The 26,134-nt window shown below is 58.3% G+C and carries 25 protein-coding genes and 1 pseudogene; 10 read left to right on the plus strand and 16 right to left on the minus strand.

The features are described from left to right. Positions 1-17: 17 nt before the first annotated feature. From NZ705_05690 to trmFO, 3 genes are all read right to left on the minus strand, one after another. Complete coding sequence (locus NZ705_05690) at positions 18-611, minus strand: peroxiredoxin (protein ID MCS7292455.1); 594 nt, start codon at positions 609-611, stop codon at positions 18-20. A 61-nt stretch (positions 612-672) separates the two neighbouring features. Continuing rightward, positions 673-1,707 carry an S-methyl-5-thioribose-1-phosphate isomerase gene (gene mtnA, locus NZ705_05695; GenBank protein ID MCS7292456.1) on the minus strand — a complete coding sequence of 345 codons (1,035 nt, stop codon included), beginning with the start codon at positions 1,705-1,707 and terminating at the stop codon, positions 673-675. A gap of 30 nt (positions 1,708-1,737) precedes the next feature. Further along, positions 1,738-3,072 (minus strand): FADH(2)-oxidizing methylenetetrahydrofolate--tRNA-(uracil(54)-C(5))-methyltransferase TrmFO, encoded by a 1,335-nt coding sequence (trmFO, locus tag NZ705_05700; GenBank protein ID MCS7292457.1) that lies wholly within the window; start codon positions 3,070-3,072, stop codon positions 1,738-1,740. 348 nt (positions 3,073-3,420) lie between these two features. On the opposite strand from trmFO, the gene trmD reads away from it, so the two are divergent. Then, positions 3,421-4,125 carry a tRNA (guanosine(37)-N1)-methyltransferase TrmD gene (gene trmD, locus NZ705_05705; protein ID MCS7292458.1) on the plus strand — a complete coding sequence of 235 codons (705 nt, stop codon included), beginning with the start codon at positions 3,421-3,423 and terminating at the stop codon, positions 4,123-4,125. Here the strand turns inward: trmD and glgA are convergent. From glgA to NZ705_05740, 7 genes are all read right to left on the minus strand, one after another. Then, the gene (gene glgA, locus NZ705_05710) at positions 4,098-5,594 is read right to left on the minus strand and encodes a glycogen synthase GlgA (GenBank protein MCS7292459.1); all 1,497 of its coding nucleotides are present in this window, start codon (positions 5,592-5,594) and stop codon (positions 4,098-4,100) included. The two genes, trmD and glgA, sit on opposite strands and share 28 nt — an antisense overlap. Before the next feature lie 77 nt (positions 5,595-5,671). Continuing rightward, on the minus strand, positions 5,672-7,075 hold the full coding sequence (locus NZ705_05715) for a DUF4189 domain-containing protein (GenBank protein MCS7292460.1): 1,404 nt from the start codon (positions 7,073-7,075) through the stop codon (positions 5,672-5,674). A 61-nt stretch (positions 7,076-7,136) separates the two neighbouring features. Beyond that, the gene (tkt, locus tag NZ705_05720; protein ID MCS7292461.1) at positions 7,137-9,143 is read right to left on the minus strand and encodes a transketolase; all 2,007 of its coding nucleotides are present in this window, start codon (positions 9,141-9,143) and stop codon (positions 7,137-7,139) included. Positions 9,144-9,199: 56 nt separating this feature from the next. Continuing rightward, positions 9,200-10,045, minus strand: coding sequence for an alpha/beta fold hydrolase (locus tag NZ705_05725; GenBank protein ID MCS7292462.1), 846 nt, complete (start codon positions 10,043-10,045; stop codon positions 9,200-9,202). Beyond that, positions 10,042-12,162, minus strand: a complete 2,121-nt coding sequence (locus NZ705_05730; GenBank protein MCS7292463.1) for a transglycosylase SLT domain-containing protein — start codon at positions 12,160-12,162, stop codon at positions 10,042-10,044. The genes NZ705_05725 and NZ705_05730 overlap by 4 nt, the downstream gene beginning before the upstream one ends. Before the next feature lie 138 nt (positions 12,163-12,300). Then, on the minus strand, positions 12,301-13,068 hold the full coding sequence (locus NZ705_05735; protein ID MCS7292464.1) for a prepilin peptidase: 768 nt from the start codon (positions 13,066-13,068) through the stop codon (positions 12,301-12,303). After that, a complete protein-coding gene (locus NZ705_05740) occupies positions 13,065-13,424 on the minus strand; it encodes a single-stranded DNA-binding protein (GenBank protein ID MCS7292465.1) in 360 nt (119 codons plus the stop codon). The genes NZ705_05735 and NZ705_05740 overlap by 4 nt, the downstream gene beginning before the upstream one ends. Before the next feature lie 61 nt (positions 13,425-13,485). Here NZ705_05740 and NZ705_05745 point away from each other — a divergent pair, with 61 nt between their 5' ends. Continuing rightward, a complete protein-coding gene (locus NZ705_05745; protein ID MCS7292466.1) occupies positions 13,486-14,400 on the plus strand; it encodes a cobalamin-binding protein in 915 nt (304 codons plus the stop codon). Here NZ705_05745 and NZ705_05750 read toward each other — a convergent pair. Further along, positions 14,361-15,917: a DUF3370 domain-containing protein gene (locus NZ705_05750; protein MCS7292467.1), complete on the minus strand. Its 1,557-nt coding sequence runs from the start codon at positions 15,915-15,917 to the stop codon at positions 14,361-14,363. The two genes, NZ705_05745 and NZ705_05750, sit on opposite strands and share 40 nt — an antisense overlap. Positions 15,918-16,012: 95 nt before the next feature. Between NZ705_05750 and NZ705_05755 the strand changes: the two genes are divergently transcribed. From NZ705_05755 to petA, 3 genes are read left to right on the plus strand one after another with little or no spacing between them, the layout of a single operon-like run. Next, positions 16,013-16,222: a LapA family protein gene (locus NZ705_05755; protein MCS7292468.1), complete on the plus strand. Its 210-nt coding sequence runs from the start codon at positions 16,013-16,015 to the stop codon at positions 16,220-16,222. A 49-nt stretch (positions 16,223-16,271) separates the two neighbouring features. Then, positions 16,272-16,817, plus strand: a complete 546-nt coding sequence (locus tag NZ705_05760) for a cytochrome b6-f complex iron-sulfur subunit (GenBank protein ID MCS7292469.1) — start codon at positions 16,272-16,274, stop codon at positions 16,815-16,817. A 22-nt stretch (positions 16,818-16,839) separates the two neighbouring features. Further along, on the plus strand, positions 16,840-17,781 hold the full coding sequence (petA, locus tag NZ705_05765) for an apocytochrome f (protein MCS7292470.1): 942 nt from the start codon (positions 16,840-16,842) through the stop codon (positions 17,779-17,781). A gap of 110 nt (positions 17,782-17,891) precedes the next feature. On the opposite strand, the gene NZ705_05770 is transcribed toward petA, so the two are convergent. The 5 genes from NZ705_05770 to cobM form a co-directional block, all read right to left on the minus strand. Continuing rightward, entirely contained in the window at positions 17,892-18,329 is a 438-nt protein-coding gene (locus NZ705_05770) for a hypothetical protein (GenBank protein ID MCS7292471.1), read from the minus strand. A gap of 12 nt (positions 18,330-18,341) precedes the next feature. After that, entirely contained in the window at positions 18,342-18,494 is a 153-nt protein-coding gene (locus NZ705_05775) for a hypothetical protein (GenBank protein ID MCS7292472.1), read from the minus strand. A 49-nt stretch (positions 18,495-18,543) separates the two neighbouring features. Beyond that, positions 18,544-19,215 (minus strand): thiopurine S-methyltransferase, encoded by a 672-nt coding sequence (locus NZ705_05780; GenBank protein ID MCS7292473.1) that lies wholly within the window; start codon positions 19,213-19,215, stop codon positions 18,544-18,546. A gap of 80 nt (positions 19,216-19,295) precedes the next feature. Further along, complete coding sequence (locus NZ705_05785) at positions 19,296-20,642, minus strand: FAD-dependent oxidoreductase (protein MCS7292474.1); 1,347 nt, start codon at positions 20,640-20,642, stop codon at positions 19,296-19,298. 427 nt (positions 20,643-21,069) lie between these two features. Next, positions 21,070-21,810 carry a precorrin-4 C(11)-methyltransferase gene (gene cobM, locus NZ705_05790; GenBank protein MCS7292475.1) on the minus strand — a complete coding sequence of 247 codons (741 nt, stop codon included), beginning with the start codon at positions 21,808-21,810 and terminating at the stop codon, positions 21,070-21,072. A 129-nt stretch (positions 21,811-21,939) separates the two neighbouring features. Here cobM and NZ705_05795 point away from each other — a divergent pair, with 129 nt between their 5' ends. The 5 genes and pseudogenes from NZ705_05795 to NZ705_05815 all read left to right on the plus strand — a co-directional run bounded on the left by NZ705_05795 (position 21,940) and on the right by NZ705_05815 (position 26,099). Beyond that, on the plus strand, positions 21,940-22,218 hold the full coding sequence (locus NZ705_05795; GenBank protein MCS7292476.1) for a helix-turn-helix domain-containing protein: 279 nt from the start codon (positions 21,940-21,942) through the stop codon (positions 22,216-22,218). A 319-nt stretch (positions 22,219-22,537) separates the two neighbouring features. Continuing rightward, positions 22,538-22,630 (plus strand): annotated as a pseudogene (locus NZ705_05800) (transposase). Positions 22,631-23,265: 635 nt separating this feature from the next. After that, complete coding sequence (locus tag NZ705_05805; protein MCS7292477.1) at positions 23,266-23,685, plus strand: archease; 420 nt, start codon at positions 23,266-23,268, stop codon at positions 23,683-23,685. A gap of 119 nt (positions 23,686-23,804) precedes the next feature. Beyond that, a complete protein-coding gene (locus NZ705_05810) occupies positions 23,805-25,184 on the plus strand; it encodes an RtcB family protein (GenBank protein ID MCS7292478.1) in 1,380 nt (459 codons plus the stop codon). 672 nt (positions 25,185-25,856) lie between these two features. Further along, positions 25,857-26,099 carry a hypothetical protein gene (locus NZ705_05815; protein MCS7292479.1) on the plus strand — a complete coding sequence of 81 codons (243 nt, stop codon included), beginning with the start codon at positions 25,857-25,859 and terminating at the stop codon, positions 26,097-26,099. Positions 26,100-26,134 lie beyond the last annotated feature (35 nt).

Here is a 26,134-nt window from a genome sequence, read left to right on the forward strand (position 1 = left end):
TGTAACTACCAACTGTTTTACACCGCCGCGAAGTATTCTTTGGCCTTCGCCGGGTCAGGAATCATGGTTTTTTCGCCGGGCTTCCAGTTGGCCGGGCACACCTCGTCGGGGTGGCTTTGCACGTATTGGATTGCCTGCAGCGTGCGCAGGGTTTCGTCCACATTCCGGCCAAAGGCCAGGTTGTTGATAGTGGCGTGTTGGATGATACCCTCCTTGTCAATGATGAACAACCCCCGCAGGGCCACCCCCTCCGGCGTCAACACGTTGTAGGCCTGGCTGATGGTTTTCTTCAAATCCGCAATCAAGGGGTATTTCAACTCGCCCACGCCCCCGTCTTTGCGGTCGGTTTGGATCCAGGCCAGGTGGGTAAATTGACTGTCTACTGACACGCCCAGGATTTCTGTATCCAACCGGGCAAAGTCCTCGTAGCGGTCGCTAAAGGAGGTCAACTCCGTCGGGCACACAAACGTGAAATCCAGGGGATAAAAAAGCAAGATCACATACTTTTTACCCCGGTAGTCCGACAGCCGGATGGTCTTGAACTCCATGTCCACCACCGCTGTCGCCTCAAAATCGGGGGCCATTTGCCCCACCTGCAAACACCCTTCCATGCTTTTGCCTCCTGTCACGCTGGACACCTCTGACTATATCATACTCGTAACGATTTTGAGTTTAGGGTTGAAGCTGGTGGAGCTGGTCGGGGCTGACCACGCCCCGTTCGGTGATGATGCCGGTGATGTAGCGGGCGGGTGTGACGTCGAAGGCGGGGTTAAACACCTCAATCCCTGGCGCGGTCAACCACTGCTCGCCAATGCGATAGACCTCGTCAATGTCCCGTTCTTCGATGGGGATTTGGGAGCCGTCGTCGATACGCCAGTCCACGCTGGACAGGGGGGCCGCCACGTAAAAGGGAATCTGGTGTTCCCGCGCCAGCACCGCCAGGGTGTAGGTGCCAATTTTGTTGGCCGTGTCCCCGTTGCGGGCGATGCGGTCGGCTCCCACCACCACCGCGTGGATGAGTCCTTTGGCCATGCAGTAACCGGCCATGTTGTCGGTAATGAGCGTGGCGGGGATGCCCTCTTGCACGCACTCCCAGGCGGTTAGGCGAGCGCCCTGCAGGCGGGGGCGGGTTTCACACACATAGACCTGGAGCAACCGTTGCGCCGCATGGGCCGCCCGCACCACCCCTAGCGCGGTTCCATAGCCCACCGTTGCCAGCGCCCCGGCGTTGCAATAGGTCATCAGGTTCAGGCGGTGGGGCTGTGCTGGAAGACAGGCCAGGCCGTGTTCCCCAATGCGCACGCAGGTGTTGTACTCGTCAACGGCTAGCCCTTGGGCTGTTTCCACCAGCTTTTCCTTGAGAAAGGCGACGGGGCCGACCGTTTGCCGCGCCGTGTTGAGCATCTGGTCAATGGCCCAGAACAGGTTAATGGCGGTGGGACGCGTGTGGCGCAGGGCTTGGGCGACGCTCTCCAGGTGTTCTAAAAATGCCTGGCGGTCGTCGGTGTCTACCTCTTGAGCGGCCAGGGCGATGGCAAACGCAGCGGCAATCCCAATGGCCGGCGCCCCCCGCACCATCATAGTTTGAATCGCCGTCACCATATCTAGCGCCCGGCGGATTTCTACGTAGGTGAGTTCCAGAGGCAAGCGGTTCTGGTCAATCAGGCGCACGTGGTCGTAGGCCCACGCGACAGGCAGGATCGTCATGGCACGCGCAGTTACGGTTCACTTCCCAGTCTAGGGGCAAGCGGCAACGCTTGTTTGCTGTCGCCAGGCGGCCAAATCCGTTAACGCCCGTTGACTGTAAGCCTGATAGCGAGCGGCTTTGTGCTTGGGTGGTGGGTCCAGCGGGGGTAAGAGGCCGAAGTTTGGCGGCATGGGTTGGAAATCGGCGGACGCTGCCGAGCTAATGAAGTGGAACAACGCTCCCATCATGGTCGTGGGCGGCAGCGTGAGTAACGGCCATCCTTTGGCCAACCGCACGGCATTGGTACCCGCCAGCCAGCCACCTGCCACTGCTGCAGCGTAGCCTTCAGTTCCCGTGAGTTGCCCTGCGGCAAACAGGTGGGGGTAGTCCCGAAATTGCAACGTGGCCTGGAGCAGTTTCGGAGCGTTGAGGAAGGTGTTGCGGTGCATGACCCCGTAGCGGACAAATTCTGCCTGCTCCAGTCCCGGAATCATCCGAAACACCCGCTGTTGCTCGCCCCAGCGCAGGTTGGTCTGAAACCCCACCAGGTTCCACAGCCGTCCTTCTCGGTCTTCAGGGCGCAGTTGCACCACTGCATAGGCCCGCGTTTGCGGATGTCGCGGGTCGCGCAGGCCCACTGGTTTCAACGGCCCAAACCGCAAGGTGTCTTTGCCCCGGCGCGCCAGCTCCTCCACCGGCAGACAGGCTTCAAAAAATTTCCGTTCCGCCTGCTCAAAGTCCTTCAGGGGAACCTGTTCGGCGGTCACTAGCGCTTCCCAGAACCGCTCGTACTCCGCCTGGTTCATGGGGCAGTTCAGGTAGGCTGCTTCCCCCTTGTCGTAGCGGCTGGCGAGAAAGGCAATCTCCCGGTTGATGGACTCTCCCAGCACAATCGGGCTGGAGGCGTCGAAAAAGCTCAAGTAGTCCTGGCCGGTGAGCTGTTGCAGGCGCGACGCCAGGGCGGGACTGGTCAACGGGCCGGTCGCGAGTACGACGATGCCAGGAGGAAGGTCGTGCACCTCTTCACGGCGCAGGGTAATCAGGGGATGTTGGGCAATCAGGTCGGTCAACGCCCGGCTGAAGTGAACTCGGTCCACCGCGAGCGCCGCTCCTGCTGGTACCGCGTGCTCATCGGCAACCCGGATGACGAGCGACCCCAACTCCCGCAATTCCTGGTGCAGCAATCCCGTGGCCCGGTCCACCGCCCGCGCTCCAAAGGAGTTGCTGCATACCAACTCGGCCAATTCCCCCGTGTGATGGGCGGGTGTTTGCTTGACAGGGCGCATTTCCCACAGGGTTACCGGCCATCCCGCCTGAGCAATTTGCCAAGCCGCTTCCGTCCCGGCTAACCCGCCGCCAATCACGTGGATGGGCGTTGTCGGCATGGTTCAACCCTGAACACCTGCTGTTCCATCGTAACAAGCGACGGCTGAGACGGGGCAAGACGCCGAGATTTGGCAAAATGTGAGTAGGCCAACCAGGAAACCAGTGATGTCGTCTGCGTTTTCAAGAGCAGGTCCTGGCGGAGCTACGGCATATCAACGCCCGATTGGACAGAAAATTAACCCGGCTGGATGCGGAAATTCGCAATCTCAACACCAAACTCGATACCGACAACGAGCAGCTGGAAACCTATCCAAAATTCTCGGATGTGATTGTCTCAGCAACGGTTGCTTTGGCTGTCAGCGCCCTGACCTTGATTTATTCCCCTAGGGCTATCCCCAGGCGAAACGATGCGCTTTGACGTGGTGACCCTGTTTCCGGAATTTTTCACCAGTCCCCTGGCGACCGGCCTGATTGGGAAGGCCCTGGCCAAGGGTGTGGCGACGGTGGTGTTTACAAATCCCCGCGATTTTACCACGGACAAGCACCAGCGGGTGGATGACGAACCCTATGGGGGCGGCGTGGGCATGGTGCTAAAACCGGAACCCATTTTCGCGGCGGTGGAATCCTTGCCCCAGTTGCAGCCGCGCCAGGTGATTTTGCTCACACCCCAGGGGGAACGTCTCACCCAGGCCCACTTCCGGGAGTGGTGCCAGTATGCCCAACTGGTGCTTATCTGCGGGGCCTACGAAGGGTTTGACGAGCGAATTCGCTACCTGGCCGACCGAGAGATTTCCTTGGGAGATTTTGTGCTCACCAGCGGGGAAATTCCAGCCCTAACCATCATCAATGGGGTGATGCGCCTGTTGCCGGGCACGGTGGGCAAGCCTGATTCCCTAGCCTCCGAAAGTTTTAGCAACGGCCTGCTGGAGTATCCCCAGTACACCCGCCCGCCGGAGTTTCGGGGGTGGCGCGTTCCCGACGTCTTACTCTCAGGCAACCACCAGGCAATTGCCCAGTGGCGCGCTGAGCAACAACGCCTGCGCACCCGTGAACGTCGCCCCGACCTATTGCCGCCCGACGACCCTCAGACCCCAACCGGTACGGCTTCCTGACGCTCTGGCGCCTGGGACGGTTGTCGTTCCTTCTGCTCCTCGAGTTTTTCTCGTTCCTCGGGGGGCAGGAATTCTGGCGGCAACCCGTGGGTGGGGGGCAACCCGTAGATGGAGTTGTACAGGGCATGGTACTGGCGCGCCGATTCTTCCCAGGTGTACCGCGCCGCCATGCCCCGCTGTTGCAACGCCCGCCATTCCTTGGGGTGGCGATAGGCCTCCCACGCTCGCACTAAGCAAGTGTAGAAGTCTAGGGGTTCGTAGCGGTCGAAGCAATAGCCATTGCCCGTGCCCGCCGCCGGGTCGTGGTGAAACACCGTATCCACCAGACCCCCCGTCCGCCGCACCACCGGCACCGAACCGTAACGCAGGGCAATCATCTGGCTGATCCCGCAGGGTTCAAACCGCGACGGCATGATAAAGGCATCGGTTCCCGCATATATCCGCCGCGCCAGGGGGTCATTGAACAGGATTTGCACCGCTACCCGCCCCGGATAGCGCGACGCCATTTGCCACAACTGGGTCTCGTAGTAGCGGTCCCCCGTCCCCATAATCACAAACTGGGAATCCGTGTAGGCCAGGAAGCGGTCCATGATTTGCAGGAGCAGGTCAATTCCCTTTTGCTCCACCAACCGGGAGACCATCCCAATCAAAAACTTGTCCCGGCTCACCTCCAGCCCCACCTCTTCCTGCAGGGCCAGCTTGTTGGCGACCCGCTTGTCTAAAGTGTCCGCGTTGTAGTTCTGGACAATGTGGGGGTCAGTTTCGGGGTTGAATACTTCCGGGTCAATGCCGTTGAGAATCCCTGTGACTTTATCGCCCAGGTACCGCAATAGACCGTCCAGCTTTTCTCCGTATTCCGGCGAGCGAATCTGCTGGGCGTAGTTGGGAGACACCGTATTGACCCGGTCAGCGTACTGCAACGCCGCCGCCATCACGTTGTGCCCCTGCATGTACCAGGGACACCAGGTCATGCGCTCCAGCTTCCAGCGCCACGGGCCTTGGTACGCCAGGTTATGAATCGTAAACACCGTGGTGATGTCGGGGGACTGGTGCATCCACACCGGAATCATGCCCGTGTGCCAGTCGTGGCAATGGATAATGTTGGGTTTCCAGTAGTTCCAGGCAAACTCCGCCGCCCCATTGGCAAAGAGCGTAAACCGCCAGTCCTCGTCCTCCCCGTAGTAGATGCGCCGGGGCATGAACGCCGGGTGACCAAACAGGTACAAGGGGACGTCGCTATTGGGTAAACGGGTTTCATAAACGTGAAAATACTGAAACATAGCATACCCTTCCCAGATGGGGGTTTTGGGGATGTCCAGCTTTTCCGGCAAAAAGCCGTAGTAGGGCAAAAACACCCGGACATCGTGCCCCATCTTTCGGAGCACTTTCGGCAACACCCCCACCACATCGGCCATACCGCCCACCTTAGCAATCGGGTGGGCCTCCGCAGCCACAAACAAGATACGCATTCTTTTATTCCTTACCGTTTGCCCGAAATCATACTCCCTATTTAATACTACGTCACCGGCAGCCCAACTGAAGACCATCACGGGCTTTTGGTGCAAACTGTTTCAACCACCACGCAGTCGGCCCCACCGACGCTATGACACGACGCCAAGGCCTCTTGCCGGGCAATTTCTGGGGTTGTCCCCCAACCCCCGCCGGCGTAATTGCGACTGTCACGGGCAAGCGCGCCGCAAGCATTGTGAAACCAGACCAGGACTTCGCAGGGTTTGCCGCCGGAGACCTGTTCACACTCCTGGAGCGCCCGCTTTTCCGCACTCGCCCGGTCGGGAAAGTTGTAGCCGTAGCCATACACCCCGTCTACGTTGTTGTAGGCAATTGCGCCAAAGAGTCCGGTTGGCGAGTCAGGGGTGGGTTCGGGTGGGGGCGATTCCTGCGTGATGGGTTCGGGAGTGGATAGGTCCCCCGGCTCTTCGTAAAAAAGCGCCACCAGCACGATCAATCCCACAAACGCCGCTCCCAGCAACCCCAACCCGATAAACACCCAAGCAATACAGGGCAATCCCCGGGACGATGGGGACTTCGCCGGTGGGACGGTCGCCAGGGGAACTGTCGGAGGGATAGGGGCGCGAACGGGGGCGGTTGGTTCCAGACCAGGCGTAGCCGTCGTCAGTTCCTGAACCGCCTGCAGGGCTTCCGTGGCGCTGGGATAGCGTTGCCGCCAATCGGGATGCACCATTTTTTCCAAGACGGCGCGAAGGGCGGGACTCACCTGAGCGTGGCGTTGCCAGTGCAATTCGCCCGTGTCAAAGTCCTCCATCTGGCTGGGAGGAAGCCCTGTCAAAGCTTGGATGGCCACCGCTCCCACGGCATACACATCGCTGCTCAGGCGCGGTTGGCCCCGGAATTGCTCGATGGGCATATAGCCCCGTGTGCCGATTTGGGTGCCAATGGCCGTCTCGCCCCGGTTATCGGCAATAAGAGTCCCTACCTCCTTCACCGCCCCAAAATCAATCAGCACAATTCGCCCGTCCGACTGCCGCCGCATCAGGTTGGCGGGTTTAATGTCCCGGTGGATGATATGCCGCTGGTGCACCTGGCTCAACACCTCCAGCACATCCAGCAGAAATTGTTTCACCCAGCTTTCCGGGTATTTTTTACCGGGGGTGAGTTCCTGGCTCAGGTCGTGGCCCTCGATAAATTCCTGCACCAGGTAAAACTCCTGGTCCTGCTCGAAGTGGGCCAGCAGGCGGGGAATGCGGTTGACTGTCGAACCCAATTGGTAGAGCACTTCCGCTTCCCGGTTGAACAGGCGGCGGGCCACCTCCAGCACCTGGGGATTGGTGGACTGGGGTTGCAATTTTTTAACCACGCAGCGGGGATGACCGGGAAGAAATAAATCCTCTGCCAAAAAGGTCTGACCGAAGCCCCCACTACCCAGGGGTTTAAGGATGTGGTAGCGACCCACCAGGGTAATGTCGGTCATGCCACCGCGCCGGAAATACTACTAGTTTAAGGCAAAGCTCCGGCCCGCCGGTTTGATGGAATCATGGCTGCGCCAGTAACGCCCGTGCCGTCTGCACCAGGTTGTCCACCGTCATGCCAAATTTCTCCATGCACACGGGACCCGGCGCCGATGCCCCAAACCGGTCAATCCCTAGCACCTTGCCATCCAAACCCACGTACTTGTACCAGAAATCGGTGACACCCGCTTCGATGGCGATCCGTTTGCGCACCGCCGGCGGCAGGATGGCATCGCGGTACTCCTGGGGCTGGGCGTCAAACAGGCGCGTGCAGGGCATGGAGACCACCCGCACTTTGTAACCCTCTAACCGGGCCGCCGCCTGCACCGCCAACTCCAACTCCGACCCCGTGGCAATGATAATCAAATCGGGATGGTCGCAGCCGCAGTCCACTACGATATAGGCGCCCTTGGCAACTCCTTCGATGGACGTGCCAGGCACCGGGTTCACCGCTTGCCGGGTAAAGACCAGTACGGAAGGGGTTTCCTTGGCTTGCAACGCCACCTGATAGGCTCCCACTGTTTCCCGCGCGTCCGCCGGGCGAATCACGTACAGGTTGGGGATCAACCGCAGCGACGACAGGGTTTCGATAGGCTGGTGGGTCGGGCCGTCTTCCCCTAAAGCCACTGAGTCGTGGGTCATTACGTGCAACACCCGCGCCCGCGACAGGGCCGACAACCGGATTGCCGCCCGCATGTAGTCAGTAAAGACCAGAAACGTGGCGTCGTAGGGAATCAACCCGCCGTGCAGGGCCATCCCGTTAGCAATCGCTCCCATCGCGTGCTCCCGCACCCCAAAGCGGAAATTGCGCCCGTGGTAGGAACCCGCCTGGAACTCGGGAATCCCCTTGAGATAGGTCATGTTGGAGTGGGCCAGGTCCGCTGAGCCGCCAAGCAATTCGGGAATGGCCTGGGCCAGCGCATTCAAGCACATCTTGGAGATGTTGCGAGTGGCTTCCCTCCCCGTTTCGGCAATGGGCGTTAGAGCTTCTTGCCAGCCCGCCGGCAGTTCTCCCCGCATGATCCGCTCAAATTCCGCCGCCTCTTGGGGATACGCCTGGCGATAGGCTTCAAACCGCGCCCGCCATTCTGCTTCGGCCTTGGCACCCTTGTCAATGGCTTGCCGGAAATGACGCAACACCTCTTCTGGGATATAAAACTCGGGTTCCAGGGGCCAGCCCAGATTTTGCTTGGTCAATTTCACTTCTTCGGGTCCCAGGGGCGCGCCGTGAACCGCTTCCGTCCCCGCCTTGTTGGGCGACCCGTAGCCAATCGTGGTTTCCACAATGATCAAGGACGGCTTATCGGTGACCGCCTTCGCCTGGGCAATCGCCGCGCGGATCGCCGCCAGGTCGTGGTTGCCGTCCTCTACCTTTTGCACGTGCCAGCCGTAGGCCTCGTAGCGCTTTGCCACGTCCTCGGTAAAGGCAATGGCCGTGTCCCCGTCAATCGAGATGTGGTTGCTGTCATAGAGCATGATCAGCTTGCCCAGCTTCAGGTGACCCGCCAGCGACGCTGCCTCCGACGCCACCCCCTCCATCTGGCAGCCATCCCCCAGGATCACATAGGTGTAGTGGTCCACGATCGTGTGACCGGGCTTGTTAAACCGCGCAGCCAAGTGGGCTTCGGCAATGGCTAATCCCACTGCGTTGCCTACCCCCTGACCCAGCGGCCCCGTCGTGACTTCTACCCCCGGCGTCTCGAAGTTTTCCGGGTGACCAGGCGTAATCGAACCCCACTGGCGGAATTGCTTGATGTCTTCCAGCGTCACGTCGTAACCGGTCAGGTGCAACAGGGCGTACTGCAGCATGCAACCGTGCCCCGCCGACAGGACAAACCGGTCGCGGTCCGGCCAGTTGGGATTGCGGGGATTGAATTTCAAAAATTCTTGCCAGAGTACATAGGCCATCGGCGCCGCCCCCATCGGCAGGCCTGGGTGACCGGATTTGGCTTTTTGGACGGCGTCCACCGCCAGGAAGCGAATCGTGTTAATCGCCAATTGCTCGAGATGTGTCGGGGCAGCAACCGTCATAGCGTTTACCTCTCGGATGTCATCGGCGCGGTCAGTCCCATTGTGCCATAGGCGCGTCACAGGGAAAACCATTCATCCAGCAATTGATTCACCTGGACAGGCGCTTCGTCCTGGGGACAGTGACCCACCGGCAGTTCCACCCACCGAATCTGGGGGAATTGTTGCGCCCAGCGACGTCCCCGGCGAACTGACACTAGCCGGTCATGGGTTCCCCAGATCAACAGGGTAGGGGTAGAGAGCGCCGCCAGTAAGGGAGCCACGCGCGGAGCATAACCGGGACGACTGCTCGCCTGAGCCAACCGGCACAGGGTCCAACCGGCGTCCACGTCGTGGGCGGGCTGGGCAAACATGCGCACAAGTTCATCGTTTACCGCCTCCTGCTGGTGATACACCTGGGCACGGCACACCCAGCGGATCACCCCTGGTTGCCGCAGCAGGTAAAACAACGGCCAGGTCACGACAGGGATGAGCGACCGTTCAATGCCCCCCAACCATGCCCAACCAGCAGGCAGGGATGGTCGTCCCTCCGGTAAGCTCAGCAAGGCTAAGCGCTGCACCATGTGGGGGTGGGCCACCGCTGCCGTCAAGGCCACCAGTGCCCCCAGGGAATGCCCCACCAGCCCCACCGGCTCGCCAATCAACGCCCGCCAGAACTCGTACAACTGGGCCACCCACAACCGCACGCCGTAGTTAGCCGCCGCCTTTTGTGCCTCGCCAAACCCCAGCAAATCCAGGGCGTACACAGGGCGATGTTCCCCCAGTACCGGCAAGTTGTACCGCCAATGCTCCAGCGCCGCCCCAAACCCATGCACAAACAGCAGCGGCAGGCCATCGCCCTGGCGGTTCTGGTACACGTACCGCACCCGGTAGCCCCGCCAGAACCAGTACCGCTGTCGCTTCACGACACACACAGGTGGGGATTGACCCGCTGGCACACCGCTGGGTCGTATAGCCGCAGGTAATTCCAGTAATTGCCGAACACCTGGCGTACATAGTCCTGGGTTTCGGGGAAGGGAATATTTTCCACAAATTCATCCCAGTCGCCCTCGCCAAAGCGTTGCACCCAGGCGTCCACATTCCCCGGCCCGGCGTTGTAACTCGCCACCGCCAGCAGGCCGTTGTGCTGGTAAAGACTGTCCGTGTACTGCAAAAACCAGGTGCCCGCTAGCAGGTTTTCCCAAGGCTGCGTCAGTTGAAAGGGGGAACGCTGTAATTGCTCGGCGATCCATGCGCCCGTTTCCGGCAACACCTGCATCAGGCCCACCGCCCCCGCGCTGGAGACAATCGCCGGTTCAAAGCGCGACTCTTGCCGGATCAACGCCGTCACCAGCAGGGGATTCAACCCGTGTTGCGCCGACGCCTGCTGCACCTCGGACCAGTAAGCCAACGGATACAGCGCTTGCCAATAGGCGGGGTCCCGCTGCACCTGCGCGTACTGCTGCTGGTCTTGGGGCGTTTGTACCCGTCGCTCCAGCGTGGACAGCAGGAATAGTCCCTCCAGCCGGTCGCCAATTCCCACCCGCAGCACCCCGTCGGTGAGTTGGTCAACCAAGCGAGGTTGTTGCCGCTCGGTAAATTCCAATTGCCATTGCTCCCAGGCGTCCTGGTACTCCCCCAACCGGTACAACTCCTGCAGCGGCGGCGAACCGCTCAGCAATTGCAACGTCACCCGTTGGAACTGCACGGTGGGCTGGGTTTGCACAATGCCTGCAAAATCCCCTACCGGCCAACCCAACCGCACCGCCGACCGCCAAGCGTAGTAGGAATCGGGATAGCGCTCGATGACTTGGGTGTACAGGGTTTTAGCCCGTTCCGCTTGTCCCAGTTGTTTGGCCCAGGCCGCCAGCCAAAACCCCGCGCGAGGCGCCAGGTCACTCTGGGGCGTATGTTCCCAAATCCCTTCGGCAAAATGCATCGCTTGCCGGAGATTCCCCCGCTGCTGTTCACTGCGAGCCAATTCCCAACGCAATTGGGCCGCTGCCTGGGTCTGGGCATAACGCGCTAACAATTCGGTGCGCGCTTGGCTGACCCGCTGGGCCTGTCCCGCCTTTTCCCACAGGGGCAACCGCTCCCACAGCACCCGCGCCGCTCGCTCGCTATCTCGCTGCTGCAACTGCTGGAAATACAAATCTCGTTGGGGTGCCGGCGCCAAGTGGGACAAGTGATACAGCGCCAAGACCGCCTGGGGGCTTTCCCCGAACTGGCGCACCAAATCCTGGTAATAGCCCATGGCTTCGGTCGTTTTACCGCCCAGTTGATGCCCCCGCGCCGCGCGATAGAGATTCTCCACTGTCAGGGGCGCCAATAGATAGGCTCGGCCCGCCTTCAGGTACTGCTCTTTTTCCCAGTAGGCAAAGGCAATCGCTTGCCACTCGTCCGGCGTCAACTGACTGCGGTACAAATGCACCAGGCGGTCCAGGTACACCGGCAAGTTGGGCAAATGCAGGCCGTGACGCGCTACATGCAATAACAATTGCCGGTCGTGGGGATGTTTCTCCAGGGCCTTTTGCACCCAGGCCACCACCTGGGGATGGGCCGGATACCGTTGTTTGGCTTCTTCCATGCGGCCCAGGGCCAACAACGCTTCGGCGGCCAACTCCTGGTCTGGGTATCGCTCGACAATGTGTTGCCACCGCCGCTGCGCCGCCGCCCGATTGCCCTGCTTCTGATAGGCCCGCGCCTGGTGCCATAACACGTAAGCCGATAGCACCGGATAGTCCCGTTCCAAACCCTGCAACAACTGCAACGCCTTTTTGGGGTCTCCCTGGTCCAACGAATCCACCGCCAATAAATACTTGGCCCGCTGGCGCTCAACGCCTTTGCCCTGAGCGGTTAACTGGGTGAGCGCTTGCCGACGGGCGGGGGGAGACTTCGGCACCCAGGGTTTCAAGGCACCCAAATCTGCTGCTTCAGCGACGGGTGGGGGTTCCACCTTCGACCGACCCTGGTGCCACACCCAGCCACCGACCACGAATAGGGACGCTGCTCCCACCAGCCATCGCCACCACCGACGGGTCACCCCTGCGTCACTCCCCCAACGACTTGCTAACTTTTAGTTATTCAGTGCTAAAGCAAACCTAAATCTAGCACTAATTTCGTGAGCGAGCGGCTTATCTCCCCGGCCTTTAGTCCCATATTACCACGTTTTTCCCCAGCGTCAAGCCGCCTGCAACCATTGCCAGTAGCGTTCCCACAGCGTGGCTCCCCACAGCACCGCGACCGCGCCGCCCAGCGCCAGAAACGGCCCGAACGGCATCGGTTGGCCTGCAGCTAATCGCCCTGTAACGCGCCCGCCTAACCCGACCACGGCGCCCGTCAGGACAGCAACAAAGAGCGCCACCAGCAACGCCGGCATCTGCAACCACGTGCCCAACAAAGCCGCCAGTTTCGGGTCGCCGCCCCCCAGCGCCGGTTGTCCCATGACGATAGACGCCACCCAACCAATGACATCCAACAACCACAGGCCCACGACCATCCCTAGCACGCCAGCATGGAAATCCGGCCAGCCGTGGATACCTTGCCAGAGTAAACCCGCCGCCAGCCCCGACTTCAACAGACTATCCGGCAACGTCAGGGTGTCTAGGTCAATCAGGGCCAACGCCAGCAGCCAACTCCCGAGCAGCACCGCCGCCACCAGGGAATCGCTCGTCCCAAACCGCCACCAGGCTAAAGCAAACCACAGTGCCGTCGCCAGCTCTACCAGGGGATAGCGGGGGGAAATCGGCCTCTGGCAATACCGGCAACGTCCCCGCAACCAGAGCCATCCCAGCACCGGTACATTCTCCCAAGGGCGCAAGGGCGTTTGACAGTGGGGACAATGGGACGGGGGATGCCAGAGCGAGAGTCCTTGGGGCAGCCGGTACACCACCACGTTGAGAAAACTCCCGACGCAGGCGCCCAGCACCAGCAGTAGCGCCAGAGTCACCCGATGTCGTCCTCCTCCAAGTCATTGGGGGTTTCGTCGCGACGGCCCCCTAGCAAATCCAACTGGTCCACCCGGATCAAAAACCGCTGGCGTTCTTCACCGGTATTGCGGTCGGTCCAGCGCTCGCACTTGATGGCCCCTTTGACCCCAATCAAACTCCCTTTGCGCACGTAGTTGCCGGCCACTTCCGCCGTTTTGCCCCACATCTCTAGTTCAAACCAGTCCGGTTCCTCGCTGCGCTTGGAGCGGCGGTCGACCGCCAGGCTGAAGTTGCATTTCACGCTCCCCGATTCGAAGTATTTGATCTCCGGATCGCGCCCGACCCGACCTACCAGGGAAACCACGTTGATACCCATGACCGTCTCCCGAAATTTCTTTAGCCTAGTTTTAGCATAGCGGTTGTGACGGAGTCTCCCCATGCGCCTGGTTTCCCTGTTGCCCAGCGCCACCGAGATTGTCCATGCCCTGGGCTTGACCCCTTATCTGGTCGGTCGTTCTCACGAGTGCGATTACCCGCCGGCTGTGCAGGCATTACCGGTGTGTACAGCGCCCAAATTCAATCCCCACGGCAACAGCCAGGCCATCCACGAGCGGGTCACCGCGATTTTGCAAACAGCAGTGAGCGTGTACGACCTACGCTGGGACATCCTGCGCCAATTGCGTCCGACCCACATCCTCACCCAAGCCCAATGCGACGTGTGTGCCGTGAACTTGAGCGATGTGGCATGTGCGGTGGCAACCCGCCTGGATACGGCACCCCAGATCATTTCCCTGCAACCCCAAACGCTTGCCCAGGTCTGGCAGGACATTTGTGACGTGGGGGAACGCTTGGGGGTCAACGCCCAACCGGTAGTAGCCCACCTGCTAGGCCGAGTCGCCGCCATTCACCAATCGGTTCAGGGTTTACCTCGGCCACGAGTGTTGTGTGTGGAATGGCTGCAACCCTTGATGAGTGCGGGGAACTGGGTGCCGGAACTGGTGGAATTGGCGGGCGGCGAACCCCTCTTGGCGACGGCGGGCCAGCATTCTCCCTGGCTGACCTGGGAACAGGTGCAAGCGGTGGACCCCGATGTGATTGTCCTGATGCCCTGTGGGTTCGACCTCACCCGCACCCTGCAGGAATGGCACGATTCGCCTTACCCCTGGTCAACGTTGCGGGCTGGGCAAACGGGCCGGATTTATGCCGCTGATGGCAACGCCTTTTTCAACCGCCCAGGTCCCCGCCTGGTGGAGTCCCTGGCCCTCCTGGCGGAAATTCTGCATCCTGGGGTGGACTGGGGCATGTCTGCTTACTACCGTGCCTGCGCCGACGTCGTTCCTGTCTTGTCTTGACGGAGTTGGGTCACTTGGGGGGACAGCGTCTGCACCGTTAACACCTGGGGCGGCGTGGCATCCGGCGGGTACAGGTAATCCACTTCCACCAGCCGTTGTTCCTTGGGCGCGAGATGCAAGGTGACCAGGGGTTCCCCCTGTTGCCCCCGTTGCTTGACCACATGGACGTAGCGAACTTGGGGCGTGCCGTCTTCCCCAGGAAACCGCAGGCGAATCGTGCCCCGGAAAAAGATGCGCGGTTCTGGCGGTTCGAGAAATTGCAACCCCCCGCGCGGCGCGTCATCCTTGAGCGGGCACTGGATAGAAATCGCCACTGTCTGGGGGAAATTGCTGGCGTTGTACAGGGGCAATTGCAACTCGTAGTGCACCCCGTAATTCCCGTGGGCCATGAACGCCGTATCGGGGTACCGCACCAGCAGCGGCGCGCTCTGAATCTGTCCCGTGCCAAACGTGCCCCGGTGTAAAGTGCTCAACCCGTAGGAAAAGGCCTGTCCCGGCGGGGGAATCGTTAATACATCAGGTTGGGGGGCCGGCAACCCCGCTGCTTCATCCGTCAACCGCGCCGACCAGCGAGACCCCTTGGCAACACCGGCGACCCGTCCGTAGAAAAATTGCGCGGCATTCGTAGCGTGCAACGGTGTGGGGGGAATATCCCGCGGCCCCGCCAGCCCACCGTTGGTCAGCAATTGCACCCAATCCTGCGTCGTCGGCGCCAGTTCCCGGCCATCCCAGGTGCGCGGGGCAAACATCGCCAAGCTCGCGACATGCACAGGTCCATCGCTCCGTAGGCGGGCAAAGGTAGAGCGGCCATTGGACGACGGGTAACTGGGAGGTTCGGGCCACACGTCCCCATCCGTTTGGGCCAGGAGCGGGTTTTGCAGCGCTGCGATCATTCCCTGCGTCAGCGTCAATTCCGCTGGAACTGGCACGCGGGGTGTCACCGTGCGGGGCAGACGGGGCGCTGGAATCGGCAAATTGGCCAGCAACCGGTACTCGCCTGGTCCTAGCGTCACCTGGGCGGGCCAATTGCGCTGGCGGATGCCCCGCAACACGGCATTCATTGTGCGGCTCCCTGGCCCGGAATAGATATAGCCCCGCCCATTATCCACATAGGACGGCAAATCCACAAAGGGCGCTTCCGGCGTGCTCAAGAAACTGGCGGCTTGGCTAATTTGGACTTGCACAAACTGTTTCGTCGGATTGTACAGAATCAACCCCAGAAACAAGGTGGGCGTCGTTTCGGGATGGTTGGTGCGGAAAATGTGATGAGCAAAAAGGGTGAATTCACCCTGCAGCGGCAGATTCAGATGCGCCTGGGGCACCCGTTTACCATCCGGGGGCAGCGTCGAGAGTAGGATGCCTTCTTGCTGCACCACTTCGGGACTATTGCTGTTGAACATGGGAACATCGTCCAACTGTCCCGGCAAGGGTCGCACTGGCTGGGGGTTGAAAACGAGCCGTCGCACCACCGCCGGGGGCGTTGGGGTCGCTTGAGCCAGCCAAGGCACCATCCACATACATCACACCACGTGAGCGGGGAGCGAATGACCTAAAGGCTATAATAAGGCCATTGTTTCGGCGTGTTTCAAGTCGCAAAGCGGTTTCAGACGCAGTGACCACCCTTGGGTTAGCCAGTTTTTTGGCGCTGCTACTTTTATTCACGGCTTTATTTTCTGTACAAAATGCCACTTTGGTTTCCTTGCGCTGGCTGGTGTGGCAGTCTGTCCCTTTACCGCTGGGTCTGGTGTTGACCTTCGGTTTTGCCATGGGCCTGCTGCTGGGGGCAGCGATGCGTGTCGCTCGACGATTCTCCCGCCGGTGATACACTGAAAAAGGTGTATCCGAAAGGTAACGCAACAGGATTGAACCCTATGGCTTCCGTCTCTCCGAGCGCCGATGTGCCCGATATGGGACGCCGCCAGTTCATGAACCTGCTGATGACCGGGGGATTGACCACGGTGGCGCTAGCGGCTCTGTATCCATTTGTGAGCTTTTTTATTCCCGCCGGTTCGGGTGGGGGGGCTGCTGGTGGGGTCATCGCCAAAGACGCCCTAGGCAACGACATCAGAGTAGATGAATACCTGAAAACCCATCCCCCCGGTGACCGGTCCCTGGCCCAAGGCCCTAAGGGCGACCCGACCTACATTATCGTTACTGACGACGGGCAGATTGCCGAGTACGGGTTAAATGCGGTATGCACCCACTTGGGTTGCGTCGTGCCCTGGAACGCTAGCGAAAACAAATTTATTTGTCCCTGTCATGGTTCCCAGTACGACAAAACCGGCAAAGTGATTCGCGGCCCAGCGCCCCTATCCCTGGCTTTGGTGAAGGCGCAAGTGACCGACGATAACAAAATCCTATTTACCACCTGGACAGACAAGGACTTCCGCACGGGTCAAGACCCTTGGTGGACGTAAACCTAGAGAGCGTGATGGAGCAATGAACATCCAACGGTTTTTGCGACAACTCCTGCTGGTGGGTTTAGGCATCTTCCTGTGGTGGGGATGGACGCCAGCGCCGGCCTATGCCTATCCCTTCTGGGCGCAACAGGCTTATGAGAACCCCCGGGAACCCACCGGTCGCATTGTCTGCGCCAACTGTCACCTGGCCCAAAAACCGGTGCGACTGGAAATTCCCCAGGCGGTGTTACCCAACCAGGTCTTTGAAGCCAAGGTGAAAATTCCCTACGACACCAGCCTGCAACAGGTGTATGCCGATGGCAGTCGGGGACCCTTGAACGTAGGGGCGGTGGTCATTCTTCCTGAAGGTTTTACCCTCGCGCCGGAAGACCGCATCCCGCCGGAGCTGAAGGAAAAGACGGAAGGGATTTATTATCAAACCTACAGCGAAGACAAACCCAACATTTTGCTGGTGGGGCCATTGCCCGGCGACCAGTACCAGGAAATCGTTTTCCCTATCCTCGCCCCGGACCCGGCGACCAACAAGAACGTGCATTTCCTGAAATACCCGGTGTACGTAGGCGGTAATCGCGGGCGCGGCCAAATCTATCCCACCGGTGAAAAGAGCAACAACACCATCTTTACGGCGTCGGTAGCGGGACAAATCACTGCGATTACACCCCAAGAAGACGGCGGCTACCAAGTCACTATTCAGCCCGAAACGGGTGACCCGGTGGTGGAAACAATCCCGCCTGGGCCGCAGTTAATCGTGTCCGTTGGGGATACGGTAGCAGCGGATGCGCCGTTAACCGATAACCCCAATGTGGGGGGATTTGGGCAAGCCCACGGGGAAATTGTGTTGCAAAGCCCCACCCGGTTGAAGTGGTTGATGGCATTTCTGGCGACCGTCGCCCTGGCGCAAATCCTACTGGTGCTGAAAAAACGCCAGTGGGAAAAAGTGCAAGCCCAAATGGAATTTTAAGCGGGCCAATCAGCAGCTCAAACTGATGATGACTAGGGGGCCTTTAACGCTCCCTATTTTTGCGTCAAGGTCACAGGGCGCAGCTCCATCCTAGGTTTTCCCAGTCATCTTCAATTACAACTCACCTGTTTTTCCACCGCTTGATAGAGCGCCTTGAGCGCTGCATTTTCATCACGGGTAATCCGTTGGTCGAGCAGGGCCAACCCAATCGCTTTGGAGAGAATAAAGGCGCTCAATTCCGGTTCCAAATGCTCCATCAAGTCGTTTAGGTCAGTTGGCACTTTTAACGCAGCGTGAATCCCGGCAATCATGTCGTCTGATAACCCCAGGCGTTGGAGTTGGGGCGCCAGGGTTGGCCACTGTTCTAGGGCTTGGGGCTGACCCGCACGGATCACATTGGCGAGTATGCGTTGCACGCGACTTTGCTGAGCGGGAGTTAACTCCAGTTCCGTCATGACCGGTGTTGCCGCTGGCGTCAGTGGACTGTTTTGGAGATTGTTCAGAATCATGCGCCATTCCGCTTCGGTACACAGTTCCGGTCGGCCCACGCGCAGGGAAACCTAGATGTGTTCGCCACAGGTGGACAGTTCGGTGACGTGCGCCTGCACTCCCAGGTAACTGAGCCATTGGGACACCATCCCCACCAATTTCGTCCCCGCCGATTGCGCCTGGGTCAACAGTTGAATTTGGGAACGCACCAATTGCGCCAGCATAACACCCGCAAGTTGACAATCACTCTCATCCTAACAGGGCAGCGTCCAGTCACCGGAACCGAAGCGCAAAAACGTGCTCCCGCAACTCGCGCACACCCCGCGCTTGTAAACCAGGGTGCAGGGAAAGGGCCTCTTCATCACACCAGTGTTCAATATCGGCTGCTGCGCCGTAGAGCTGGTGGACTTCCGCTGGCGACACGCTAAAAGGGGGGCCTGGGAAATCCGTTTGGGGATAGGCAAACGTCAACAGGAGCATTCGGCTCCCGGAAGGCGCCAACGCCCGCATCTGAGCCGCATAAGCCCGACGCCTTGCGGGGGGTAGAGCCACCAGGGCAGCGCGGTCGTAGATGGCCACCGCACAACTGGCCGTTTCTCCCCATACAACGGCAGGCGTCAGGTCAAAGTAATCCCCGCACAGGAGCCGGAAGCCATCCGTTGTGTAGCACGTAAAGTCACCCTGTTGTTCTACCTGGGGGGTCATCCCGTTTTCGGCAAAAAACTGTTGCACCGCCAGGGGACTAATTTCCACCCCCACCACGGTGTGACCCTGTTGACGCAACCACACCATGTCCAGCGACTTGCCGCACAGGGGCACAAACACCATCGCTTCTGTTGGCATCTGCAACTGGGGCCACCAGGTAAGCAAGCGTGGGTTTGGCGTGAGCAGGTGAAAGCCGATTTCCCCTTTTTCCCAACGGCTGTGCCAGTACGCCGGTTCCATCCCTCTACACCAGCAACGACCCGTTGTGATTGTATAGCGAAGTCATGGATGCTCGTCACGTCTTGGGTCGCAGGGCAACTTTACTTCCGCAATTGACGGTGAATGAGTTGAGCCGCGCGCCGTCCGGTTTCTGCTCCTCCGTTCATGTAACCTTGATAGTCCAGGCTCGTATGTTCACCGGCAAAGAACAATCGTCCCACAGGTGCAAATTCCGCCCCGGCAATCGTCGTGTATTGCCCCACTTTCCAGCAGGCGTAGCTTCCTCTGGTAAAAGCGTGGCTGGGCCAGTGGAAGCGGGTGACCTTCCCCGTGTATTGCTTCGTTGCTCCAGGAAACAAGCGTTCGATAGCAGGTAAAAACTGGGTTGCTTGCGTTTGGGGCGTCCCTTGGCCAAGTTGCACTCCCGGCGTCCCACCCAGAAACAGGGTCAAGCTCCCAGCCCTAGGCCGTTGCAGCCGACTGCTGTCCCAACCGCTCTGGAAGGGAGCATCGGTAAAAAAGTCACCGTTATAGCCTGCTGAACGCCAGAAGGGCGTCTGAAAGCCCAGGATGAGTTTGGCGTTGGTCCCATATCCCAGCTCGCGAATGGCCTGTTGCTTCACCTTGGGTAGATTTACCTTGAGTTCCACCTTCCGCAAAACTGTAAACGGCAAGGTCAGGAGCACCACATCCGCTGAAACATCCACATAGCGCCCCCCTGGACGTTCAAACGTCATGCGATAGCCGGAGTCCGCTTCTCGGAGTGCGACCAAACGGTGCTCCAAGTTAACCTGCGGCGCTAGCAGGCGGGCCAGGCGGTCCACAATTTGTTGGTTGCCCCCCCGAATCTTATAGCGCTCGTCGCTCTCGCCATACAGGTTGAAACCATCGCTCAAGTCTGTGTCAATCATCAAGACCAAATTCAGACAAGACTGTTCCCCCGCATCCAGACCGTACTCCGTGACGTAAGCGACTTCCAGTAACTCGTAGAGCCAGCCGCTCAGTCCCAACCGCTGCAGGTATTCCGATAGCGATAGCCGGTCTAGGGTGCGCGCGTGGGGCGTGTGCTGGTTATAGGTCACTGTATCCCCCACTTTCTGGGCGTCCTGGGCGATGCGACGGGCCACGGGGCGTAGTGCCTCGATAATTTGTGCTTCTGTATAGCTCTGGCCATTAAAGACGTAACGCGTTTGCAGATTTTTCTCGGATGGGGCTTCCAAGTCAATCAAGTCGAGCTTGAACTGGCGGGCAAACCAGAGCATATCTTCATGGGAGCTATCAATGAACTCGCCCCCCAATTCCGTGACCAGTCCCGGCGCAAATTGGCCCGCTACAGAAAAAATGCGCCCCCCGATGCGATTGCTGGCTTCGTAGAGCGTGGCGTGCCAACCCAGGCGACGCAGGTGATAGGCTGCACTCAATCCGGCGATGCCCGCTCCCACAATCACAATCCGCGGTGATGCAACTGCCCGACCGATAGAATGCCATAGACCACCAGCCAGAGCACCTGTCGCAAAAGCTCCGGCAGTTCGTAGAAATCTGCGACGGGAGCGGCGTTCCCAGACGCGCTCGAATTGGTCAGGCGTTAGGGTGGCGGCGTTGAGCCAGCGTTGAACACAGCGAAACAGCGGAGTTCGTCCTGAGCGCCGGGATGAACGCGGATGAACCATGCCTGGGATGAACCATTTGGGCTATCAGCCAGCCTTCACCAGCCTACCAGTTCTGCGTGGTACGTTGCAATTTGCCGGTGCAGACCGGTGCAATCAAAACTCAAGAATCCCCCCCGCGTAAAGGATTTACCGTTGTTGTTTGTCATCCCTTAGGTTGCAGCCCTGTTGTTGGTTCTCTCTGACAAGCTCCACAGTTTTCTATCCCTCAGGGCCGAAACAGGTGGCGATGGTCTGGGTGATACAGGCGGGAGCGTTGCCCCTGCGCATGAAACACGGGACTAATCACGTACAACGTGGTGCGCGTCAGGTTTTCCCGGTGGGTCAGGGGGGCCATTTCCGCCAGCGGCACCAGCCAAATCCGCTCCTGAGGCCATCCCAGGCGATGACAAACTGCTACTAGCGTATCTGTAGGGTAATGCTTTTGTAATTCAGCTTGCGCTTGGTCCACCCAGCGGGCGCTTAGGTATAGGGCCAACGTCGCGCGATGGGCGGCAAGGTCAGCCAGCTTTTCCGGCATCGGTGTTACTCCTGGGGCGCGGGTGAGAATTACCGTTTGCACCACCTCCGGCAGGGTCCACTCAGTCTGTAGCCGGGCAGCGGCCAACTGCAACGACCCAATCCCCGGCACCACTTCTACGGCAACGCCGGCCTGGCGCAACGCTTCAATCTGTTCAGCAATTGCCCCGTAAATGCTCACATCCCCTGAATGCAAGCGCACGACCAACTGGTTCGCCTGCGCTCGGGACACCATCAATGGGACGATTTCCTCGAGCGTCAAATGTTTGGTCGGGATGCGTTCACAGTCGGGACGAGCCAAGGCTACGATGGCTGGGGGAATCAGGGAATCGGCATACACTAGGACATCCGCCTGCTGGATCAACCGCTGCGCCCGCACTGTGAGTAATTCCGGGTCACCCGGCCCTGCACCTACCAGGTAAACCTTCATGACCAGGTAAGACGTACAGGCTTTTATCCTAACGAATCAAGTCAGGTTGCTCTCGTCTCTCCTGGCCATTGTTATAGCCAAGCTTTTTAAGGTTGTCATATAATAAACGTGTTGCTAGGGAGTGAGAAAATGCCCAGACCATATAACTATGATTTGCGTAAGAAGGCGGTAGAAGCCATCTCGAATGGCGCCACTATCATGGAAGTCAGTCGGTTCCTGAACGTCAGCTATCGAACGGTACAGCGCTGGCTCAGACAATGGTCAGAAACCGGCGACGTTCACCCCAAGGAAGGCTATCAAAAAGGCCATAGTCATAAGCTGAAAGACCTAGAAGAATTTCAGCAGTTTGTGGATGCCAACCCCAGCCTGACTCAGCGGGAGATGGCCGCTCACTTCGGTGTGAGTTAAGGCCCTGCAAAAGATAGGCTATACCCATTTCTATCAAGAGCGAGACCCCAAAGAGCGACAGGCTTATTGTGAGTTAATCCAACAGATACCACCAGAGCAGGTGGTCTATATGGACCAATCTGGCGTAGATTACCGAGATATTGATGAATACGGTTGGGCGCCGAAAGGAGAGAGAGTTTAATCGTGGAGAACGAATTAGCATGATGGCGGCTTACCCATCAGGGCGTGTGATGGAACCATTTACTTGGATAGGCTATTGGTTAAGTGAGAGACTTTTACCAGCGATTGGTCCTGGGAAATTTTTGGTACTGGATAATCTGCAGCGGTCAGAAAGGTGGTGGAAGCGGCTGGATGTCGCTTGGTTTATTTACCAAGATATTCACCTGATTTGAATCCGATTGATAAAAGGTGGGTTAACCATGCGTGGAGTTTAACCAAACGGAACCTACGTTCTCTCGTGGATGAAGCTGTCTGTCTTCTATGTCAACCTTTGTCAGCTTAGCTATAATAGAGCAGACAAAGCGCATTGTTTATATTAACCAATCCGGCGTAGACTACCGAGATATTGGATACCCAGGAAGCAAGTCAGGACGTATGATGGATGAAGTGAGAAACTTTTGCCAGCAATAGGACAAGTGGCGGAAGCAGCTGGATGTCACTCATCGCTGGATTGGAATCTGATTGAGCAGGTCTGGCCTCAGCTGAAATAGTGGGTTAATTATGCTTGAAGTTTAATCAAAAAGAACCCATGTTACCTGGTAGGCCAAGCTGTCTGTCTTATATGTTAAGCTTTACCGGCTTAGCCGCAACACTGGGATGGAGCACTCGACCATGATCGCTCGGGCAGCAGATGTTTCCGCATTGGTTGCTTCTCAAGGGCGGCGACCTAAAGGTTTTCTGCCGTAGAAATATTGTGGCCGCTGTTCTGGACCAGCCGAAAAACGTCTCATTTTTTGTTTTTGTAAGATATGGGTGGAGATACGTACAAAGCCGGATTACAGGCACAATAGACACGGGAAGCACCTGCCTGGCTGAATAATAGAATATATGGAGAACTCATGGGGCCAAGGCTTCGAGGAGGTTCCCCATACGGCTGATGTGGCGTTACGGGTCTGGGGGCAAGACCTGAAGGAACTTTTTGTCAATGCAGCACGCGGGCTGGCTTGGCTGACGGCGGACCCGGCATCTGTTTGCCCTGAAAAGGAAACGTCGCTGGACCTGAGCGCGTCCGATGCGGAAACGTTGCTGGTCACTTGGCTGGGGGAACTTATTTACTTGAATGAGCGGGAGGGTCTGGTCTTTACGGAGTTTGACCTGGAAGAGGTCACGCCCATACACTTGCAAGGCGTGGTTCGCGGCGGCCGACCGACGGAAACCCGTCATCTGGTCAAGGCTGCTACATTCAGTGGCCTGTCTATCCGCTCCACTGAGCGTGGGTTGGAGACAACCGTCACATTTGATGTGTGATAGTTTCGACGCGGCCTTAGCGCTTTTGGTAAGGAGGTGAAAAAGTCATGGTGGAGAAGAAGGACTTTCGCCGGCTAGACAAAGCCGTTTGGGAATTGCCAAAAGAGGCACACCCAGATATGCGAGTTCCCGCCCGCATCTTCGCCAGTGCGGAGATGTTGGATGCCGCTTTCCGCGACCGAACGGCACAGCAGTTGGTCAACACAGCTACTTTGCCCGGTGTTCTCAAATATGCGATGGTGATGCCTGATTTCCATGAGGGCTACGGTTTCCCTATCGGTGGTGTCGCAGCAATGGACGCGAAGACGGGTGTTATCTCCCCTGGCGGAGTCGGCTACGACATTAATTGCGGCGTCCGGCTGATGGCTTCCCACCTAGAGAAGGAGGAAGTCATGCCTTACCTTCGGGACTTGACCAACGCCCTCTACCGGGCTTGCCCCAGCGGTGTGGGTGAGTCTGGGCGCATTGAGGTCTCCTCACGCGAACTGGATGAACTCATGGTAGAAGGGGCCCGCTGGGCGCTGAAGCAAGGTCTAGCGCGGGAGGAAGACCTGGCCCACACCGAAGAGGAAGGTACGCTCCCCGGCGCTGACCCTAGCAAGGTGAGCGCCCGCGCTCGGGAACGGGGTGGCGACCAGATTGGCTCGCTGGGTGCGGGCAATCATTTCCTAGAGATTGACGTTGTGGAGGAAATTTTTGATCCCGAAGTAGCGAAAGCCTTCGGCCTGCAGGAAAACCAGATTGTCGTTCAGATTCACTGTGGTTCTCGCGGCTTCGGCCACCAGATTTGCGACGACTACGTCAAAGGTTTCCAGTCATCTGTCCGCAAGTACGGCATTTCCATTCCCGACCGGGAACTGGTCTGCGCACCTATTGACTCTCCAGAAGGCCGGGCTTACTACAGCGCCATGGCTTGCGCGGTCAATTACGCCTTTGTCAACCGTCAAGTGTTAGCGATGGGTGTCCGGGAGGCCTTCCGGGATGTCCTTCGGGGCAAGGTTCGCAACTATGACCTCTACCAGGTCTACGATGTGGCCCATAACATCGCCAAATTTGAAGAACACGAGATAGATGGCAAGCAGGTGAAGGTCTGTGTCCACCGCAAGGGAGCCACGCGCGCCTTTGGTCCAGGCCGTCCTGAGGTGCCGGAGGCGTACCGAGACGTAGGCCAGCCAGTCCTTGTCCCTGGTTCTATGGGGACGGCGTCCTACGTACTAGTGGGGACCAAGAAGGCCATGGAACTCTCCTTCGGGTCCACCTGTCATGGTGCGGGGCGGGTGATGAGCCGAGCCCAAGCACTGAAGAAAATCTGGGGTCCAGACCTAAAGCAAGAGCTGGAAGAAAGAGGGTTGGTCATCCGGGCTGGAAGCACCAAGGGATTAGCAGAGGAGGCGCCAGTAGCCTACAAGGATGTCAGCCAAGTCGTGGAGGTGGTCCAGAGTGCTGGATTGGCTCGGAAAGTCGCTCGGTTGCGTCCCTTAGCTGTCATTAAGGGATAGTCTGGTTTCCAAACGAGTGGGGACAGGCAAAGGCCCGCAGCGTCAGGGTCATGTTTTAAGTCCCTGAGTGCAAATGCCTATAGCTAAGCACATAATGCTTGACATAAGGGACGACTGAAACCTCTGCAGTTACAGGGTTGGCTGCTACTTGCGTGCGACAAATTAAGTGCTTTCTGCTCTAATATAGCTAAGCACACAATGTTTGGCATGAGCTACAACTGGAGACCTTGACGCTTCTGCCTTGCCCGCCGTCCAAACACGCCAACTTAAATGTTTTCTGCTATGGCAATAGAGCAGCGGCTATTTCGGTCTGATTGACTGCTATTTACTTGTTTAAAGTGATTGAGAAAGCACCTGGTTTCTTTGTTAAGCTTAACTACTTCCAAGTTAGACGGTAGTAAAATAAACAGGACGGGCATTAAGTAAAAATTAAACTGAGAAAGGTCTTTATTAAACCAATCTTTAACTGCTATGGCTAAAAACGTTTAGCTTGACATAGAATAGGGCTGATGAGTTCATAGAGGTTTTTCATGTCTAAGCCTTACAGCACAGATATGCGTCAGAAAGCCATTGAAGCGGTTGTGGGGGGTGCGACACTGGTCGAAGTGAGCTAGATGTTCAACATCGGGTATCATATGTTACAACGCTGGCTCAAGCAATGGTCTGAAACGGGTGATTGCTTACCAGAAGGAGCATAGTCATAAATTTCGCAAGTTTGTCGAGGCGAATCCCAGTCTGACCCAGAAGGAAATGGCGGCTAGTATGACGATTTGTAGGGCGCTTAATCAAGAGCGACAGGTGTATCTAGAGAGAATGAAGGATGTGAAGCCGGAAGAAGTAGTTTATTACCAGCAAGCAGTTTATGAGTATGGCTGGGGTGTAAAAGGGGAAAGAGTTTATGGCAAAAAAGAGTGAGTATGATGGGTGGTTATTATCTGGGGAGATTAATT

The sequence above is a fragment of the Gloeomargarita sp. SKYB120 genome (genome assembly GCA_025062155.1).
GTDB lineage: Bacteria > Cyanobacteriota > Cyanobacteriia > Gloeomargaritales > Gloeomargaritaceae > Gloeomargarita.

What these genes read in the sequence shown, in the direction of transcription:
- NZ705_05690 (MCS7292455.1), bottom strand. Translation starts at nt 611, where the DNA reads ATGGAAGGGTGTTTGCAGGTGGGGCAAATGGCCCCCGATTTTGAGGCG.
- mtnA (MCS7292456.1), bottom strand. Translation starts at nt 1,707, where the DNA reads ATGACGATCCTGCCTGTCGCGTGGGCCTACGACCACGTGCGCCTGATT.
- trmFO (MCS7292457.1), bottom strand. Translation starts at nt 3,072, where the DNA reads ATGCCGACAACGCCCATCCACGTGATTGGCGGCGGGTTAGCCGGGACG.
- trmD (MCS7292458.1), top strand. Translation starts at nt 3,421, where the DNA reads ATGCGCTTTGACGTGGTGACCCTGTTTCCGGAATTTTTCACCAGTCCC.
- glgA (MCS7292459.1), bottom strand. Translation starts at nt 5,594, where the DNA reads ATGCGTATCTTGTTTGTGGCTGCGGAGGCCCACCCGATTGCTAAGGTG.
- NZ705_05715 (MCS7292460.1), bottom strand. Translation starts at nt 7,075, where the DNA reads ATGACCGACATTACCCTGGTGGGTCGCTACCACATCCTTAAACCCCTG.
- tkt (MCS7292461.1), bottom strand. Translation starts at nt 9,143, where the DNA reads ATGACGGTTGCTGCCCCGACACATCTCGAGCAATTGGCGATTAACACG.
- NZ705_05740 (MCS7292465.1), bottom strand. Translation starts at nt 13,424, where the DNA reads ATGGGTATCAACGTGGTTTCCCTGGTAGGTCGGGTCGGGCGCGATCCG.
- NZ705_05745 (MCS7292466.1), top strand. Translation starts at nt 13,486, where the DNA reads ATGCGCCTGGTTTCCCTGTTGCCCAGCGCCACCGAGATTGTCCATGCC.
- NZ705_05750 (MCS7292467.1), bottom strand. Translation starts at nt 15,917, where the DNA reads ATGTGGATGGTGCCTTGGCTGGCTCAAGCGACCCCAACGCCCCCGGCG.
- NZ705_05760 (MCS7292469.1), top strand. Translation starts at nt 16,272, where the DNA reads ATGGCTTCCGTCTCTCCGAGCGCCGATGTGCCCGATATGGGACGCCGC.
- petA (MCS7292470.1), top strand. Translation starts at nt 16,840, where the DNA reads ATGAACATCCAACGGTTTTTGCGACAACTCCTGCTGGTGGGTTTAGGC.
- NZ705_05775 (MCS7292472.1), bottom strand. Translation starts at nt 18,494, where the DNA reads ATGCTGGCGCAATTGGTGCGTTCCCAAATTCAACTGTTGACCCAGGCG.
- NZ705_05780 (MCS7292473.1), bottom strand. Translation starts at nt 19,215, where the DNA reads ATGGAACCGGCGTACTGGCACAGCCGTTGGGAAAAAGGGGAAATCGGC.
- cobM (MCS7292475.1), bottom strand. Translation starts at nt 21,810, where the DNA reads ATGAAGGTTTACCTGGTAGGTGCAGGGCCGGGTGACCCGGAATTACTC.
- NZ705_05795 (MCS7292476.1), top strand. Translation starts at nt 21,940, where the DNA reads ATGCCCAGACCATATAACTATGATTTGCGTAAGAAGGCGGTAGAAGCC.
- NZ705_05805 (MCS7292477.1), top strand. Translation starts at nt 23,266, where the DNA reads ATGGAGAACTCATGGGGCCAAGGCTTCGAGGAGGTTCCCCATACGGCT.
- NZ705_05810 (MCS7292478.1), top strand. Translation starts at nt 23,805, where the DNA reads ATGCGAGTTCCCGCCCGCATCTTCGCCAGTGCGGAGATGTTGGATGCC.